The 16,054-nt window shown below is 52.5% G+C and carries 8 protein-coding genes; 3 read left to right on the top strand and 5 right to left on the bottom strand.

Annotated elements, in window-relative coordinates; translation table 11 throughout:
* Positions 1 to 17 precede the first annotated feature (17 nt).
* Both DCW36_RS06710 and DCW36_RS06705 read left to right on the top strand, forming a co-directional pair.
* Entirely contained in the window at positions 18 to 1,193 is a 1,176-nt protein-coding gene (locus DCW36_RS06710; protein ID WP_114777572.1) for a sensor histidine kinase, read from the top strand.
* Between the two features lie 110 nt (positions 1,194 to 1,303).
* Positions 1,304 to 2,260, top strand: coding sequence for a GNAT family N-acetyltransferase (locus DCW36_RS06705; RefSeq protein ID WP_240676081.1), 957 nt, complete (start codon positions 1,304 to 1,306; stop codon positions 2,258 to 2,260).
* A gap of 96 nt (positions 2,261 to 2,356) precedes the next feature.
* On the opposite strand, the gene DCW36_RS06700 is transcribed toward DCW36_RS06705, so the two are convergent.
* From DCW36_RS06700 to dusB, 5 genes are all read right to left on the bottom strand, one after another.
* Positions 2,357 to 4,324, bottom strand: a complete 1,968-nt coding sequence (locus DCW36_RS06700) for a Na+/H+ antiporter NhaC family protein (protein WP_114777571.1) — start codon at positions 4,322 to 4,324, stop codon at positions 2,357 to 2,359.
* 203 nt (positions 4,325 to 4,527) lie between these two features.
* Positions 4,528 to 7,536, bottom strand: a complete 3,009-nt coding sequence (locus DCW36_RS06695; RefSeq protein WP_114777570.1) for a heparin lyase I family protein — start codon at positions 7,534 to 7,536, stop codon at positions 4,528 to 4,530.
* A gap of 889 nt (positions 7,537 to 8,425) precedes the next feature.
* A complete protein-coding gene (locus tag DCW36_RS06690; RefSeq protein WP_114777569.1) occupies positions 8,426 to 12,448 on the bottom strand; it encodes a S8 family serine peptidase in 4,023 nt (1,340 codons plus the stop codon).
* A 263-nt stretch (positions 12,449 to 12,711) separates the two neighbouring features.
* The gene (locus DCW36_RS06685; protein ID WP_240676080.1) at positions 12,712 to 13,554 is read right to left on the bottom strand and encodes a DMT family transporter; all 843 of its coding nucleotides are present in this window, start codon (positions 13,552 to 13,554) and stop codon (positions 12,712 to 12,714) included.
* Positions 13,555 to 14,014: 460 nt separating this feature from the next.
* Positions 14,015 to 14,998 carry a tRNA dihydrouridine synthase DusB gene (gene dusB / locus DCW36_RS06680; RefSeq protein ID WP_114777567.1) on the bottom strand — a complete coding sequence of 328 codons (984 nt, stop codon included), beginning with the start codon at positions 14,996 to 14,998 and terminating at the stop codon, positions 14,015 to 14,017.
* Between the two features lie 53 nt (positions 14,999 to 15,051).
* On the opposite strand from dusB, the gene DCW36_RS06675 reads away from it, so the two are divergent.
* Positions 15,052 to 16,017: a CPBP family intramembrane glutamic endopeptidase gene (locus tag DCW36_RS06675; RefSeq protein WP_114777566.1), complete on the top strand. Its 966-nt coding sequence runs from the start codon at positions 15,052 to 15,054 to the stop codon at positions 16,015 to 16,017.
* The last annotated feature ends 37 nt before the right edge of the window (positions 16,018 to 16,054 follow it).

Here is a 16,054-nt window from a genome sequence, read left to right as displayed (position 1 = left end):
ATTTTCGTCTACCGTGCATGATACTCATCTATTCCCAAAAGAACAGGATTAAACTTATTGTCGTTGTTGTCGCTTTAATTATAGGCGCTGCTACCATTACCTACACCAATATTCTGGTCAGTAAGCTGTCGGAGCGGGAGCAGGAGCTTGTGCACCTGTATGCCAAGGGCCTGCGGTACATGATCAATGCCTCCAGCGACGACAACATCGTGTTTATCGAGCAGGAAATCCTGTCGTCGAATCACACAGTTCCTGTTATCCTGACAGACGAGGACGAGAACATACTCGATACCAAGAACATGGATTTGCCCGAAAACATTTCCGAAGAGCGAAAAAATGAGTTGTTGCAGCGCGAAATCAGGAAAATGAAGGCGCAGCACGAGCCGATTGTGGTGCCCTGGGCCGAGGGTTCTGTCAATTATGTATTCTACAAAGACTCCGATCTGCTGTCGGAGCTGCGGTACTACCCTTACGTGCAGCTGATGGTGATTGCCAGCTTTGCCCTGATTGCCTACTTTACCTTCAGCTACTCGCGCCGGGCGGAGCAGAACCGGGTGTGGGTGGGGCTGGCCAAGGAAACCGCGCACCAGCTGGGCACGCCGCTCTCGTCGCTCATGGCTTGGTACGAGTACATGAAGTACAGCCCCAAGTTTGAGAACGAGCCGATTGTGGAGGAACTCTGGAAGGACGTCAGAAGGCTGGAGGTGATAACCGAGCGCTTCTCCAACATTGGCTCCGTGCCGCTGCTCCGCGACGAAAACATCTTCCAGGTCACCCAGAATGCCATCAATTACCTGCAGAACCGCATTTCGAGCAAAGTGGTGTTCAAAGTCTTCTCCGATTTTCCGCCTGAAATTACGGCCAAAGTAAACGTGTCGCTGTTCGACTGGGTGATCGAAAACATCTGCAAAAATGCCGTAGATGCCATGGAAGGAAAAGGCAGCATTACGCTCCACCTCTCGCTGCTGGGCAAAAGCCAGATCGCCCTCGATATTACCGACACCGGCAAAGGCATCCCTAAAAGCAAAATGGATACGGTATTTCTGCCCGGCTACACCACCAAAAAGCGAGGTTGGGGCTTAGGACTGGCACTTGCCAAACGCATCATCGACAACTACCACCAGGGCCGGTTGTATGTAAAATCGTCGGAAGTAGGAAAGGGCGCCACCTTCCGGATTGTGCTGAACAGGTGAGGAAGTTTAGGAGTTAGAGAGTTAGAGAGTTAGAGAGTTAGAAAGTTGTGGTGACCTCGCAGCGTCTTTCAGACCTGCGAGCGTCTTCTACAGGAATAGCATAATAGGCAATGCGTGTTAAAGACGAGCAGGTGATTGAAGTAGTAAGGTATGAAACCCGGCACAAAACAGCCTGGGATGCTTTTGTGGCCGGCTCGAAGAACGGCACCTTTCTGCTGTACCGGGACTACCTGGAGTACCACGCCGACCGCTTTCAGGACCATTCGCTGCTGTTCTACCGCAAAGGCAGGCTGCTCGCGCTGCTGCCCGCCAACCAGCAAGGCGAAGCAATTTACTCGCATGGCGGCGTAACTTATGGCGGCATCGTCAGCGACAGCACCATGAAAGTGGCCCTGATGCTGGAGGTGTTCGAAGCCCTGTGCCGCTATTTTGCTTTGCAGGGCGCAAAAAAGCTGTTCTACAAAGCCATTCCGCACATCTACCACCGGCTGCCCGCCGAAGAAGACCTGTACGCCCTGTTCCGGTTTAACGCCCGCCTGTACCGCCGCGACATCGGCTCCACCATCGAACTGCAGCAGGCTCCCGGCTATGCCCGTACCCGGAAATGGCAGATCGCCAAAGCCTCCGGAATGAATCTGCAACTTGGCCAGTCCGGCGATTATGAAAACTTTATGAAAGTGCAGCAGCAGCTCCTGCAGGAAAAGTACGGGAGCTGCCCGGTGCACACGGCAGCCGAACTCCGGCAGCTGGCGCAGCGCTTTCCGAAGAACATCAAACTCTTCACAGCCACCGAAGCAGGCGTAATACAGGCCGGTATCATTATCTACGAAACGACGGAAGTAGCGCATTGCCAGTACATCGCCACCACGGCACGCGGACGGGCTATTTACGCTTTAGATGCGCTGGTGCACTACCTGCTGCACACGGTTTACCCGCACAAAAAATATTTCGACTTTGGCAAATCTACCGAGCAGGAGGGGCGGGAGCTGAACGAAGGGCTGATCTGGAACAAAGAGAGCTTTGGGGGCAGAGGCATTGTGCAGGATTTTTATGAGCTGCAGCTGTAGCGGCTATGGTGGCAGGAGCAGTACGGTTTTCAGACGTTAAAAAAGTTTTCTGCTGCTGTCACCACAGCCACTGCTGCCGGCTTTCAGGCCTCAACTTCAGCCTACCGTTGCTTTGGTTGCCACAGGCCTGCCAACCAGCCGCACGATCAGCCATAGCAGCGCTGCCCCCAGCAGGTACACCAAAAACCAGTGCACACCCCAGCTCGAGAGGTTGGTACAGGCGACATTAGCGACCAGCGCTACCGTAATGGCATACGGAAGCTGCGTTTTCACGTGGTCGATGTGGTTGCAGCCCGAGGCCAGGGAGCTGAGGATGGTAGTGTCGGAGATGGGGGAGCAGTGGTCGCCGAAAACCGAGCCTGCCAGCACCACCGAAATCACGTTGTAGATAATCGGCATCGTTTCATCCAGCGGCATCCCTTCCGACTGGCACACATACCAGGCGGCCGGAAGCATGAGCGGGTACAAAATAGCCATGGTGCCCCAGCTGGAGCCCGTCGAGAAGGCAATTACAGCTGCCAGGAAGAACGTGATCTCCGGCATGAAATGTGGCGATACGTTGCCCGAGAAGAGTGAGGTCAGATATTCTGCCGTGTACAGCTCCTTCGTCACCGTTGCCAGCGACCAGGCCAGCACCAGGATCAGGATGGCAGGCAGCATGGTTTTAAAGCCCGTTACAAGCGATTCCATGGTGTCGTACACGCTCATAATGCGCTGGCTGATAGTTAGCACCACGGCCACCAGCACCCCCGCCAGCGAGGCCCAGATAAGCGCCGTGTAAGAGTTGGAGTTACCGATGGTGATAGAGAGTTTCCGGAAGAAGCCCATATCCGGGCTGGCCCAGGTGGCGGCATCGTAGCCGGTATAAACCAGCCCCGCAACTGTGCCCAGGATCACGACCAGCACCGGGAGCAAGGCATTCACAGCCCTGGTCCTGTCCGGGTCGATGGCTGAAAATGCTGCCAGTTCCTGCTGCGTTCCTTCCTGTTTTTTGGTGACAGCGCTTACGGCTCCGGTCGTGCGGGCACGTGTTTCGGCGGTGTGCATCAGGCCAAAATCACGGTTCATCAGGATCAGCAGCAGCATAAACACCAGCGTCAGGACAGGGTAGTAGGCGTACTGCAGCGAATTGAAGAACAGCGAATAAGCACCTTCGGCTATGCCCAGTGTTGAGGCGGCATCTTTGATGTATCCCAGTTCGGCGCCCACCCAGGTGGTAACAAAGGCAATGGCCGCCACCGGGGCAGCGGTACTGTCAACGATATACGCCAGTTTTTCGCGCGAAATGTAGTGCCTGTCGGTTACGGGGCGCATGGTGTTGCCCACAATCAGGGTGTTGGCATAGTCGTCGAAGAAGATGGCGATGCCTAACAGCCACGTTACAAACTGGGAGCTTTTGGCGGAGCGGGCATACCTGGAGAGCAGGTTCACAACACCCGCCATGCCGCCGTTCCTGGAAATTATAGCCACCATGCCGCCAATCAGCATCGAGAAAATAATAACCGACACATGGTCGACATCGGACAAAGCGCCCACCAGGTAAGTATCGGCAACAGCAAGCAGGCCTGTAAAGAGAGAGGTAAAGGAGAGGCCGTAAATAACAAATCCTCCCACCCAGATACCCGCAAACAGCGCCAGCAGCACCTCCCGGAAGAGCAGCGCCAGCACAATAGCCAGCAGGGGCGGCAGCAGCGAAAGCCACATCGGGAATTCCCGGATGCCATGCCTGGCTTTGGCATTCGGCTGGTACAGGCGGGCAATGGTGTGGGTATCCAGGTTAGCTGTTAGCTGCAACAACTTTACCGGCTCCACGATCGAAAACCGGGCCCTGCCCAACGTAAAGTTAATTTCCTCCAGTTCTCCGTTTATCCGGAGCGGGAGCACGCCATTGTACTTTACAAAATTGCCCGTCTTTTTGGTGGTATGCAGAATAAAAGCGGTGTCGTTTATCGCCTGCAGCCTGAACTCTTCAATAGCACTTTTGCTCGTCTCGGTTTGCGCAAGCGCTTGCCAGGAGAGCAGGAAAAAGAAAATCAGGCTTAGCAGGGGGCGAAACAGCTTCATGTAGTAGCGTTGTTTTAAAACCCCTTAAATAAGCAAATAAAAAGCATAATCTAAAATTAAGCAGGCGGTGCAGGTTGTACGGCAGGCTAGCGCAACGCAAAAAGAGGATGTGCCGGCAATCCTGTTACGCCGGCACATCCTGGTGTTGAGTTAGCATGGCTATAAATTCTGCTGCGCCTGCCACCATAGCCGCTGCACCTGTCTTAATCCAAAACAATAAATTTCAGATCAGTAACCGGCAGTTTGTGCAAGGTTGTCCAGATCCTGGTAAAGTAGACACCCGAAGGCAACTCGTGAGTTTCCAGGTTAGCGGTGCCGGTAAACTCTTTTTTCAGCACCTCCCGCCCGCTTACATCTGTTACCACTGCTTTAAGGTCCTCATCTGTAGCTGCCTCTATGATAATACTTGCGCCTCTTTTAACGATGGTCGGGTAAAGTGTTATAGAAGACGCTAAGGTGTTGGATGTGCTTATGCGTGCCATGGAAGTGCTGCTTCCCTCAGTTGTTGCTGTTTGTGACGCTGAAATTCCGCCGAGTGGTACTGAAGGGTACATATAATCAAATTTGGAGTCCTTGTTGCCAACCCGGATGTTGTCGTAGTAGAGCACCCGGTGGTGTATCAGCGATGTGCCGTACTTAAAGGCCGATTTGTAAATGCCTATTTTCCATTTGGGCAGGATGCCATTGTTGTACATGTTGCCGCCGTTTCGGGTAAGTATATGCGTGCCGTTATGCCATACTTCTATCAGGCCATCGGGGCCGTAGGAGTGGATGAAGTGGAAAACAAAGGTGTGCCACACATCCTTCGTTACTTCGCCTAAATCCGTTGTAGCGCGGTTGTCGAATTTGCCCGATTCGTTGCCGGCCTCCAGCAGAAACCGGTCGTTCTGAATGCGCAGCGAGGTAGCCGGGCTGCCGTCCTGGTACCACTGGTTGATCATGTCCCGCTCCGAATCGAAGGCGAAACCATCAGAAGGGAAATAGGCGGCAAAGGAATACCACATGTCAATGCCTGGAAGGTTTTCTCCTTTGATAATGGTTACTTCTGAACGGTACCCATCCTTCACCAGCGGGTCCGTATCTCGTATCTCCTGCCTGACAGCCTTCGCATCCCGGAAGACAGGGCTGGTGACGAACTGCATGGCATGAGGCCAGTCGCCAACCTCCAGGCTATGCGCCGAGGAGAAGGGAGCAGTGCCTTCCATGTCTTCTGAGTAAATAACGCCAGTGCCGGCAGCCGACTGCAGCACCGAGTAGGCCTGGCCGCCGGTGTAGCCGCCGGAAAGTATGCTGCCGCCTGTATCGTAAATTTCGGTGCCGCTATCCTTCAGGTCCAGGCGCAGCATGCCATCGCCGCTAACGGAGCTTACGGTTACATCATACACGGAGGAACTGACAGGCTGTATGGCCCCGGCCAAAATGCCGCTTACGTTGCCGCTCAATGGTGTAGCCGTGAAGTCGGCTGCGTCGACGCCGGTTACAGCTTCCGTAAAAGTAACCCGGTAGGTGAGGGTAGTGCCATAGGTGTAGCCGGTAGAAGGATCCTGGCGGTTGATGCTCACTACCGCAGGCGGCGCTGTTGAGGGTGTTTCGATCGTGTAGGTTTCGCCGCCGGTGAAGCCGCCGCTAATAGCTTTGCCGGTGGTTAAGCTGGTGATGCCGGTGCCGCTGTTATTGAGCAAAAGCCGCAGCGTGCAACTCTTGCTGATGGAGCTGATGGTAACGTAATAGGCATCTTTTGTGCTTGTTGCTACCACTCCGTTGCCACCAATCGAACCACTTGCCGAGCCACTAAGGTAGGCGATGGTAAAATCCCTTCTGTCGACGCCGGTTACCGGTTCCGAGAACGTGACCAGGTAGGTAACGCTGGACGAGAAGGTGGTTTCTTCGAGCGGCGAATAGCGGGTGATGCTTTTTACCTCAAGTATAGCAGACGACGCATGTTCGATGGTATAGGTCTGGCCGGTAGTAAAGCCTCCTGCTATCGCGTTGCCCGCTGCGTCTGCAATGCCGGTGTTCGTAGCGTTCAGGTCCAGGCGGAGTATGCCACCGCCGTTGACAGATACGGTGACATCGTAGGTGGTGCCATCGGTGCCAACAGCTGCTACAGCGTTGTTGCCAAGGGTTGCGGATAACTCACCAGTAGTACTAACGCTGAAGTCGTTTTTGTCTACTCCCGTTACTTTTTCGGAAAAGGCTACTCTGAAGGTGACGGAAGTAGCGCTGGTGGTTGGGGAAGTGGGCGACTGGCGGATAATGCCGGTCGCTGTTGGCGCAGCCTGATCGATGGTGTAGGTCTGGCCGGTAGTAAAGCCTCCTGCAATAGCGTTGCCCGCAATATCCTGAATGTTAGTACCCGTAGCCTTCAGGTCCAGGCGCACTGTGCCCGAACTGTTAATGCCACTGACGGTAACATCGTAGGTGGAGCCATTGCTGCCTGCAGGGGCAACGGCGTCAGGAGCCAGCGTGCCGCCAGCAGTGCCGCTAACGGAAAAGTCGGCTGCGTCCACGCCTGTTACCGCTTCCGAAAAAGTCACTCTGAAGGTAACGGCGGTGGCATTGGTGAGCGAGGTGGCCGGTGACTGATAGCTGATGCTCTGTACGGTGGGAGCCTCGTCGGCTGGCGGTGGCGGATTGGTGTTGCCAATTAGCTCCAGGTCGAACGCCAGGTCCGGGCTGTTTGCCCTTTGCTGGTGCACTTCCACGGCAATAACATGTTTTCCGTCAGCACTATTTGCAAAAGCTGATTTATCGATGGTAAAGGTTTGGGGAACGGTTCCGTTGTCTTTTGCTTCTGTGGCCAGCGTGGTGTAGGTAATGGTGCCTGTCGGCATATTATTACGAAAAGCCTCGGTGCCGTTAATATAAACCACCACGCCATCGTCTCTTAACACATTGAAGGTAAAGAAGTCAAAGGCACCTGGATTAGTAATAGTGATGGTTTTTCGGAAGTAGGTGGTAATGAATTTCTTTTTTTCATTGGGGCCATAGTTTACAGGAGTAAAAGTGCCAGTGATGCCGTATCCGAACTTGCCAGGGCCGCTTTTCCAGTTATTACTCATAGTAAAGTCAGGAGCAACCCAGGCTGTGCCCTGGTTTGAACCATCATCCAGAAAATACCACACTTCTCCAAATGAAATGATGGGCGTTTGCGCTGCTGCCTGCAGGACAGGTAAGAGGGCAACTATAATGCAGATAAAAAGTTTGTACATAGTCTTCGGTAGTGTTTGATAGTGGCTTTAGACCGACGAAGAAAGCTGCAGTGGTAAACCGACCTGCAAGAGCCAGCATACCGGCTTCTTTGTCGTCATACTTAAAGGATAAGTGCAGCTTCAGTTGGTGAGAAGCAACGGAGCGTGAAGGGCGCTTTGGTACTAGGGCAGTATCTGAAAAAAAGGATATACTGGCATATTGCTGACAGGGTGCTGCGTTTGTGTAGTATCCGGGGGGGCTATAACTTTCCTTAAGCAGCTGTTCCTGCAGGCAGGTTATTCTATGTTATTTCCATAGGTTCTGTGGTGCCGGTGTTGTTCAGGTTCCTGGTCGAACTAATCTATCTCCTAAAAGGCTCTGGAGGTGTTTGTTGTCAAACTATTATTTTGTTGTTATATATGGTTTTTTAACTATAGTGATACACTGTTCCTGTTGCAGCAGACAAACAAACTCATGCTCCACCATGCTGATGTGGAGTGGTTGTGCACGCTGATCGTGGTGCCGGTAAGGTTATTTATTTTGTTCTTGAATAATGTTATATGCTGAGTTGTATTATTTTACGATGTTGTAAATGAATTGTGCTGTAGGATTCATGTTATTTTTGTTTTTTTGGTAAGCAGTACTTAGTAAAAGGTAAAGGGATGCAAGCGGCATGTTATTTTTATGTTATCCATGAGTAGTAGCAGGAGGTTTAGGTGGTTTTAAGGTGTATGTTTCTAGTTTTCAGGTAGTTGTTTTGTGAGGTGCCGGGGCTGAACATGAACTGGAGGAAAAGCTGCAGGGAAGCGGGTTTGCTGCAGCTGCCACCATAGCCACTGCTGCAGGTGTAAAACGACATCAGCCCCTGCACAGGAGTACAGAGGCTGAAAATAGTATAAAGTTTTACGGTTACCGGATAATCAGCTTCCGGGTAAAGAGCTTATCGCCCTGCAGCACCTGGAGCACATAAACACCGGCTGCAAACCTGTGCGTCTCTACCTGCTGCTTAAAAGAACCGCTGTAGTTCCGGTAGTTTTCTTCAAACACCACATGCCCCGACAGCGAAAGCATCCTGATCTGCAGGTCCTCCGCCTTCTGAACCATAAACTCCAGCATAAACCTCCCGGAGGCCGGGTTCGGATACACAGAAACGCCATCTAACGCTTCCCTGTCGCGCAGCAGCGCTGTCGGGTTGATGGCAGGGCTGTTCTGTACCTGTAGGTTTACCTGTATTACTTCGCGTGGTATCATCGCATTGCTGACCACTTCAAGGCTGCCGGTATAGTTTCCGGCTTCCAGGCCGGTAGCGCTCACTGTAATATCCACGCTGGCTTCTCCGGCAGGGGCTATGGTACCTGAAGATGCCGCAACACTTAACCAGGTTGGGGTGCCTAACGCTCTTATTTTAAAACTATTTACAGACCAGGCAGACCAGGTGCTGCCATCGGAGCTGTAGAAGTTGGTGCTGTCGGGTGGGGTTAGCGCGTTAACGCCTTGTGGCGAAGTAACGCCCGTATGTACGAACACTACCCATACGGTATCACCCTGTACAAACTGCTGCAGTTGCTGCAAAGGTGCCGTTACCATCCCGCCGCCATTGGCAGAGGCCGCGTCTTTTACTTGTTGCTGCAGCAGTAAAGTGCCCTCAGCAGGCGTGGTTCCGCCTTTGTAGATTTTTAAAGTTGCCTCGTGTGGTGCAGCAGCCATGCTTCTGAAGTAGGTTTGTACCTGGGCCAGTGTGTAACGGGGCGTTGTTACCTTAAATTTAACAGCCAGGTGCAGGGGAACGGTGGTAGTACCGAAACCAATAAAGCTGTCGGCATCTCGGTCTGCATCATGCGCCATTGTACTGGCCGGATCAGGTTTTACGCGTACCGCATACGTTAAGGGGGCCTCACCGGCATTCGCTATGGTGATGGTTCGTGTTGCCACTGTATCTACCGTTTTGTTCAGCACTACATCCATACCGGTGGCCGTAACAACAGCAACCGGCGGACTGATAAGTGTGGCTGACAGGCTGACGTCAGCTGACGGTGTTGACGCGGCATCAGAGGCAAGCGTGAGCGTGCCGGCTAAGGTTGCTTTTTTAGAAGGCGTAAAGGTAACGCTGAGCTCCTGCTGTGAACCGGGCAGAATGGTAAGCGGCAGTGCTGGTGCAAGGGCAAAGTCTGCAGCCGGAAACTCGCCTCCGTTAAACGTGGCAGCGGTTACATTTAAAGAAGCTACGCCTGTATTTTTTACCACAACTTTAGCCGTGCTGCTGGTGCCGGTGAAGAGCGTGCCAAAAGTTACCGCGGCATTCTCTACGGCCATCGTTCCCTGTCCGCCGGTTACATTTACGGTGATAGGTCTGCTCACGACAGGCGTAAGCGGAGCATTGCTGCTGAACAGGATATCGGCCTGGTAAGTGCCGTTTACAACACCTGCGGCGTCCACGTGCATGGTTACCTCTTTTGCCTGTCCGGCAGGTATGGTGCCGGTAGCTGGTGTCGTGGTCATCCAATTGGCATCTACGGCGCGTGTTTTAAAAGCTGCTGTGTTCAGGAAACCAGCCAGAGGCTGGGCGTCGGAATAGCTGGAGCCGCCATCGCTGCTGAGAAAGAAAGTGCCGGGCCTGGCGCCCATGCCGGTATCGATGCCCTGGGGCGAACTTAAACCCGCCGGAATTACAAAGACCACCCAGAACACTTCGCCGGGCTGTAGCTGGTGCGCCTGCTGTAGCTTAAACGTCAGCAGGTCGCCGCCTGCCGGTATGGTGGTGGTAAAGCTCTGGCTTGCCAACAGGGTGGCATTGGCAGGCGTGGTGCCGCCTTTCAGGATGCGCACGCCAACGGCAGCATTGTTAACGGTGGAGGTATTATAGAAATAATTCTGCACATGCGACAGGTTAAACCCTCTGATACCGGCAACGAACCTGGTAGCAACCATAAAGCTGGCGCTGCCATAGCCAAACTTGTTGTCAGCATTGCCATTCAGCCTGTCATGATGCAGGATGTTGGTGCCTGTCCTGGGGTACAGGTTAAGGCTGTAGGTAAGCGGTTCCGTGCCGCTGTTTGTTACGGTAAATGCGCCTGAGGCGGTGGTGCCGTTGCTTCGGTTGATGTTAAAGGAGGAAACAATGCCTGCGCTTACCGCTATGTCGGGAGCTGCAAGCGTGGTGGTGTTTACTACGTTAGACAAAGGCGCCCCATCGCCATAAAGCGACCTGGCCACAATGGCAAAATAATAGGTTGTGCCGGGATTCAGTCCGCTGATCGTTACTGCCTGGGCAGTGCCCGGTGTGCCCGGCGTGATGTTCTTTACTGTTCTGGTGGCTGCGCCGAAGTTGGCTGCCGTAATAGGTGCTGTTGCATACCGGATGTCGTAGAGCACAGCCGGATCGGTGGTGTTTATTGCCGGAGCCGTCCAGGCCAGGTCCACATCTGTTTTGCCGGTGCGGTTTATCTTTAAACTGGTAATAGCCGAAGGGGCCACTCCTGGTGTTAGTGCCTGTATGGCCTGAATTGCTTTATAAGCATTAATACGCCCTGTTCCCAGCTTGCCCGCATACGTTGCCGACTGACCTGTAATGTTATCTACCGGATCGGCTGTGCTTTTTAAAATCTGGGTGACAGCCTGCGGTGTTAAGTTCGGGTTCTCGGAAAGCATAAGTGCTACCAGGCCGGCTACCATGGGTGTAGCCATGGAAGTGCCATTGTACGAAACATATTCGCCTGCTGCGCCATTGGCTACGGTACTGAGTATGGCAGAGCCCGGAGCCGAAACATCGATCCAGGTGCCGAAGTTAGAGAAGCTGCTTTTCAGGTCTTTCGAGTCGGTGCTGGCTACGGCTATCACATTGTCGTAGGCGGCAGGGTAATGTTTGGTTTCGATGTTTTCGTTGCCTGCAGCTGCTACAAACACCACACCGTTGGCTGTCGCTTCGTTTATTATATTCTGGATGGTCTGGCTGGTGCCGGTCCCGCCAAACGACATGCTGATCACGCGGGCGCCCTGGTTGATGGCATGCACCATGCCTTCAGCGCTTCGCTCAATCATCCTGGAGTCAGCTGTCTGGTCGCTGGTGCACTTGATGCCGATAATGCTTACTTTGTTGTTGCTCACAGAAGATACGCCCACACTGTTGTTGGTGACAGCTCCTGCAATGCCCGCACAGTGTGTGCCATGAGAGAATTCGTACGCAGTAGCTTTGTTTGTGCCTGCTGCAGGCGGACGCGGATCGTTGTCTTTATCAGCTACATCATAGCTCCTGTTCGCCTCCACGTTGCTTTGCAGGTCGGGGTGGGAGATAAGCACCGCGTCGTCTACAATGGCAAGCAGTGTTTTGGCAGTGCCTGTGTGTATGCCCGCTGCGCCTGTTGCGTTTATTTTATTAATCGCGTACTGCTGCCCGGAGGCATAAAACGGATCGTTGGGGACGGCAGAAGTATAATAAAGGGGTACTCTTTCGGCGTAAGCTACTTCGGGCATCGCGTTGAGTTCCGATAGCAGTTGGTTCAGCTGCTCCGGCTTGTCTACCACCACCTCGTAGGTGTTTTTAAACGAAGCTAATTTAGCCGACCGCGGCAGTTCTGTTACCCTACTCGATTCGAAACGGCGGAGGGTGGCATTTACCTTGCCTTTGGCTGCAATCTGTACCCGGGCCGCCTTCGACTCATACGTCTCCAGTTGCACCCCCTGCAGGTCTTTCATTTTAATGAAAATACGATCAGGCCAGTACTCGGGATAGGTGATGTTAAGATGCACTACATCCTCCATAGTAGCTTTGCTTCGTGTTTCGGCACTCAACTGCGCGGTAACTGCACCAGAAGTAACCAGTTCCAGCGGTTCCTGCGTTGGCGTAGCTGCCTTTAGTTTGCTTGCCTGAAGTGATTGTGCCGAAGTGTGCAGCCACAGAGGAGACAGTAAGCACAAAAGCAAAAACTTCTTCATGTATGATTGGCTAAAAATGAGGATTTGGACTTTTTAAAATTATATATAGATTTCCGAATATCTGAAATATGTTCTGAAAATGGAAGAACAGCTAATTTTTACATTCCGGAATACAAAACAGCCTCTTAAGCATTTAGAATTTTTCTTCTGTTTCGTGTTCTCCTCAACAGCTTTCGTTGAAATTAAGTTCTTTTTATGAATACATGAATATATAGAGAAGTAACAGGTGGTGCTCCTGCAGCTGAACTTAAATTTTCCGGGCCTTAACGGGCCCTGTTCACGATAAACACACCTGCTAAAATTACGACCATGCTCACATAATGCCAGAGGTGGATGGTTTCACCGTCCAGCACGCCCCACAGCAGCGCCACAACAGGGATGAGGTAGTTGATGGTGCTGGCAAAAACCGGTGTTGAAATCTGGATAAGCTTGTTAAGGAGGATAAGCCCGACGGCCGTGCTGAACACTGCCAGGATAGCAATGTAAAGAAAAGCTTCCCAGGCACCGGGCGCATAGGCAAACTTAGCGGAAACGTTGGTGGTGAAAAGATAAGCAGCAGCCATTGGCCCAACCGTGAGCAACGCCAGGCTCGACATGACGATGGGCTTAATGCCCTGTAGGCGGTATTTAATGATGTTGGCGCTCCCCCCGTAGCAAATGGTGGCCACTACGATAAACAGTCCGTAGCGCATATTGCTGAGGTTGGTGCCGCCGCCGCCGGAGAAGATCAGCATCGCGGTACCTGCCATGCCTACTACAATACCCACCATGCGAAGCCACGTGATCTGCTGCCGGAAAAACAAAGCGCCAATCAGGAGCGTGAACAGGGCCGTGAGCGAGTTGAGCACACCCGCCAGGCCACTGGCCAGATGTGTTTCGGCATAAGCAAACAGGAACGCCGGGAACAGGTTGCCCAGCAGCCCGCTGGCGAGCAGGAACTTCCAGCGGTGCCGCTCCACCTTGCGCAGGTTAGCCACAGCAAAAGGCAGCAACGAGGCACAGGCGATCACAATACGCATAGCACCAAGTTCGTCGGAGTTGAAAACGACCAGCCCTTTTTTAATCAGGATAAACGAAGTGCCCCAGATCAGGGTAAGCACTGCCACCAGCAGCCACACCAGTGCAGCCGTAGCGGGTTTCTCCTGCGGAGGTGTAGTTGCTGTTTTGATTGCAGTAGAATTGTATGTGGTGGATGAAAGAGCAGCAGAAAAAGTTTGGGAGTTAGAGAGTTTAAGAGTTAGAGAGTTTAGGAGTTAGAAAGTTAAAAGGTAGGGGTTGAAGATTTTCAACCCTTCCACGAACCACAGTCAAACCAAATTCTGTAAATCCTAAAATTCTGCAAATCCTGATTCAGACAAATAATCCTGTTGATCCTGCCATCATTTAATCGTGTTCAGACAAAAAATCACAAAAATCAATTAAATCACACGAATCAACGGTTCAGACAAACAGCAGAAGCAATGGTGGCAGGAGCAGAAAGAAAATTGTAGGGGTTGAAGATTTTAAACCCCTGCAATTTTAACCTTTCTAACTCCTAAACTCTCTACCTCTCTACCTCCAAAACTCCTACGCATAGCTCATCGTATGCGCTATCTCGTCCAGGGTATCGTAGATCTCCTGGATGTCTTCGGACTGCACCAGGCGCATGCGCAGCGGCTTAAAGTTCGGCAGGCCCCTGAAGTAGTTGGTGTAGTGGCGGCGCATTTCGAAAATGCCCAGCCTGTCGCCTTTCCACTCCAGCGAGTGCGTGAAGTGCTGGCGGCAAACCTCCACCCGGTCTTCGAGCGTAGGCTCCGGCAGGTGTTCGCCGGTGGCCATGTAGTGTTTGATCTCGTTAAAGATCCAGGGATGGCCAATGCTGGCGCGGCCAATCATGATGCCGTCTACGCCGTACTTATTACGGTATTCCAGCGCCTTCTCCGGCGAATCGATATCGCCGTTGCCAAACACAGGAATCTTCATGCGCGGGTTGTTTTTTACCTCGGCAATCAGGCGCCAGTCGGCTTCGCCTTTGTACATCTGCACGCGGGTGCGGCCGTGGATGCTGATGGCCTGGATGCCGATATCCTGCAGGCGCTCCGCCGTATCTACCACATTCTTGGTGTTCTCGTCCCAGCCCAGGCGCGTTTTTACCGTTACGGGCAGGTGCGTGGCTTTCACAATTTCAGAGGTCATCTGCACCATCTTCGGGATGTCGCGCAGCAAGGCGGCACCGGCTCCCTTGCAGGCCACCTGTTTTACCGGGCATCCATAATTAATGTCAATCAGGTCAGGACCGGCCTGCGACGAGACAATAGCGGCCTCGCGCATCGAGTCTATTTCAGAACCAAAAATCTGTATGCCAATGGGGCGTTCGTAATCGAAAATGTCCAGTTTCTGCACACTTTTGGCTGCATCACGTATCAAACCCTCAGACGAGATAAACTCGGTGTACATCAGGTCGGCACCGTTGGCTTTACATACTTTCCGGAAGGGCGGATCGCTCACGTCCTCCATTGGTGCCAGCAGCAGCGGGAACTCGCCCAGTTCTATGTTCGCAATCTTTACCAAAGCAAAATTTAATTTTTCACGTAAATTTACGTCAATTAAACCTAAAACTCCCTATGAAAGGTTTCATCTCGAAAGAACAACATCCATTTGTCGTCTTGTTGCTGCTAATTGCCTTTATTCTGGCGGGCGTTTTTATAGCGTCGTTTGTGTATGCTGTGTTTGGCGAATGGCTCTTCGGGGTGGGGATCTTTGAACTGGAGCGGGCACTGCGAAATCCTGCCGAGTTCCCGGAAGGAAGAGATGCTATCATGTTTTACCAGGGCGTGGTGTCGCTGTTTATGTTTGTGCTGGCGCCGCTCTTTCTCATCATGGCCTTGGGCTATAACCTGGGCGATTACCTGAACTGGAAAAGATCGCCCACCCTCGGGCTGCTCCTCCTCAGCGGCTTACTGATCGTGCTGATTATGCCTGCCAACTCGGTTATCATTAACTGGAACGCAGATGTGCAGTTTCCGGAATACATGAAAGGCTTTGAGGAATGGGCCCGGCAAAAAGAAACCGAAGCAGCTGAACTAACCAAACTGTTTGCCAAATTCGTGACGGTGATGGAGCTACTGGTAGGGCTGCTGGTGATCGCCATTATTCCTGCAGTAGGCGAAGAGCTGCTGTTCAGGGGCGTGATGCAAAAACAGTTGCACCGCTGGTGGGGCAGCGGGCACCTGGCCGTTTGGATAGCGGCAGCCGTTTTCAGTGCCATCCATGTGCAGTTTTTCGGCTTTATTCCGCGGATGGTGCTGGGGGCCTTGTTTGGGTACCTCTACTTGTGGTCCGGCAGAATCAGCGTGCCAATAATAGCCCACTTTGTAAACAATGGCTTCACCGTTCTGGTGCTCTACCTGCAGCAGACAGGCCGGGTAGATATGGACATCGAATCGACGGAGCCCATGCCGGTTTATACTGTCGTTATCTCGGTGGTGCTTAGTGCCGGCATACTGTATTACCTCTACCAGCAGTTTAAGGAGCTGCCGCTTCGCACACGCAGCCTAGAAAGTACAAGCGAAAACGTGCCGGAAGTATAGCGCTTTTGTAATTTATACATTAAGTGCTAATTTGGTG

It is taken from the genome of Botryobacter ruber (assembly GCF_003347595.2).
Classification (GTDB): domain Bacteria; phylum Bacteroidota; class Bacteroidia; order Cytophagales; family Hymenobacteraceae; genus Pontibacter; species Pontibacter ruber_A.
This window is presented reverse-complemented; position numbering and strand designations above follow the sequence as displayed.